This window comes from Variovorax sp. efr-133-TYG-130, from assembly GCF_030208835.1.
GTDB lineage: Bacteria > Pseudomonadota > Gammaproteobacteria > Burkholderiales > Burkholderiaceae_C > Variovorax.
The window spans coordinates 2501-4973 of sequence record NZ_JARVTD010000061.1 but is presented as its reverse complement, the minus strand read 5'-3'; the positions used below and the strand labels follow the sequence as shown (position 1 = coordinate 4973).

2 rRNA genes (1 of these 2 only partly in view) are annotated in these 2473 nt (G+C 50.7%); both read right to left on the bottom strand.

Annotation, left to right across the window (positions count from 1 at the left end):
• Window positions 1-59 precede the first annotated feature (59 nt).
• Window positions 60-172 (bottom strand): 5S ribosomal RNA (rrf, locus tag QRN67_RS33085).
• Between the two features lie 131 nt (window positions 173-303).
• A 23S ribosomal RNA gene (locus QRN67_RS33080) occupies window positions 304-2473 on the bottom strand; it runs 701 nt beyond the window's last position.

The window sequence follows — 2473 nt, the reverse complement described above, 5'->3', positions numbered from 1 at the left end:
TCGCCCCAAAGCAAAAAACCCCAGTCAATTGCTTGACTGGGGTTTTCTGGGCTGTAAGAGCCTGACGATGACCTACTTTCACACGGGAACCCGCACTATCATCGGCGCTGAGTCGTTTCACTGTCCTGTTCGGGATGGGAAGGAGTGGTACCAACTCGCTATGGTCATCAGGCATAAAGGGTTGTCTGGTTGATCGGGAGATCAACCGGACGAATTCATAGAGTTTGGAATCAGCTTTTGGCGAATTGTTTTGAATGCGTCAACTTGGCATAACACCTTGATCAGTATTTTGATCAAAGTTATAGGGTCAAGCCGCACGAGCAATTAGTATCAGTTAGCTTAACGCATTACTGCGCTTCCACACCTGACCTATCAACGTCCTGGTCTTGAACGACTCTTCAGGGGGCTCAAGGCCCCGGCAGATCTCATCTTGAAACGAGTTTCCCGCTTAGATGCTTTCAGCGGTTATCTCTTCCACACTTAGCTACTCGGCAATGCCACTGGCGTGACAACCGATACACCAGAGGTGTGTCCACTCCGGTCCTCTCGTACTAGGAGCAGGCTTCCTCAAATCTGCAGCGCCCACGGAAGATAGGGACCAAACTGTCTCACGACGTTTTAAACCCAGCTCACGTACCTCTTTAAATGGCGAACAGCCATACCCTTGGGACCGGCTACAGCCCCAGGATGAGATGAGCCGACATCGAGGTGCCAAACACCGCCGTCGATATGAACTCTTGGGCGGTATCAGCCTGTTATCCCCAGAGTACCTTTTATCCGTTGAGCGATGGCCCTTCCATACAGAACCACCGGATCACTATGTCCTGCTTTCGCATCTGCTCGACTTGTCAGTCTCGCAGTTAAGCACGCTTATGCCATTGCACTATCGTCACGATGTCCGACCGTAACTAGCGTACCTTCGAACTCCTCCGTTACGCTTTGGGAGGAGACCGCCCCAGTCAAACTGCCTACCATGCACTGTCCCCGATCCAGATAATGGACCTAGGTTAGAACCTCAAACACACCAGGGTGGTATTTCAACGTTGGCTCCACAAGATCTAGCGACCCTGCTTCAAAGCCTCCCACCTATCCTACACAGATCTGTTCAAAGTCCAATACAAAGCTACAGTAAAGGTTCATGGGGTCTTTCCGTCTTTCCGCGGGGAGATTGCATCATCACAAACATTTCAACTTCGCTGAGTCTCAGGAGGAGACAGTGTGGCCATCGTTACGCCATTCGTGCAGGTCGGAACTTACCCGACAAGGAATTTCGCTACCTTAGGACCGTTATAGTTACGGCCGCCGTTTACTGGGACTTCAATCAAGAGCTTGCACCCCATCATTTAATCTTCCAGCACCGGGCAGGCGTCACACCCTATACGTCCACTTTCGTGTTTGCAGAGTGCTGTGTTTTTAATAAACAGTCGCAGCCACCGATTTTTTGCAACCCATTCATGCTCCGTTGTTCACTTCACACTAATAGGGCACACCTTCTTCCGAAGTTACGGTGTCAATTTGCCGAGTTCCTTCTCCTGAGTTCTCTCAAGCGCCTTAGAATACTCATCTCGCGCACCAGTGTCGGTTTGCGGTACGGTCGTATATAGCTGAAGCTTAGTGGCTTTTCCTGGAACCTCGTTCAGTCACTTCACCAGCAAGCTGGCTCGATCGTTGGCCTCGGTATATGTGCACCGGATTTGCCTAATGCACGCCTACATCCAACTAAACCGGGATATCCAACACCCGGATGACCTATTAAGATCCGTCCCCACATCGCACTATATATCGGTACAGGAATATTGACCTGTTTCCCATCAGCTACGCATCTCTGCCTCGCCTTAGGGGCCGACTCACTCTACGCCGATGAACGTTGCGTAGAAAACCTTGCGCTTACGGCGAGGGGGCTTTTCACCCCCTTTAACGCTACTCATGTCAGCATTCGCACTTCTGATACCTCCAGCACGCTTTACAACGCACCTTCACAGGCTTACAGAACGCTCTCCTACCACTTGCAATAAATTGCAAATCCGCAGCTTCGGTAACTGGCTTAGCCCCGTTACATCTTCCGCGCAGGACGACTCGATCAGTGAGCTATTACGCTTTCTTTAAATGATGGCTGCTTCTAAGCCAACATCCTGACTGTTTTAGCCTTCCCACTTCGTTTCCCACTTAGCCAATTTTAGGGACCTTAGCTGGCGGTCTGGGTTGTTTCCCTCTTGAGTCCGGACGTTAGCACCCGGTGCTCTGTCTCCCAAGCTGTACTCATCGGTATTCGGAGTTTGCCTTGGTTTGGTAAGTCGCCATGACCCCCTAGCCAAAACAGTGCTCTACCCCCGATGGTAATACTTGAGGCACTACCTAAATAGTTTTCGGAGAGAACCAGCTATTTCCAAGTTTGTTTAGCCTTTCACCCCTATCCACAGCTCATCCGCTAGTTTTGCAACACTAGTCGGTTCGGACCTCCAGTACCTGTTAC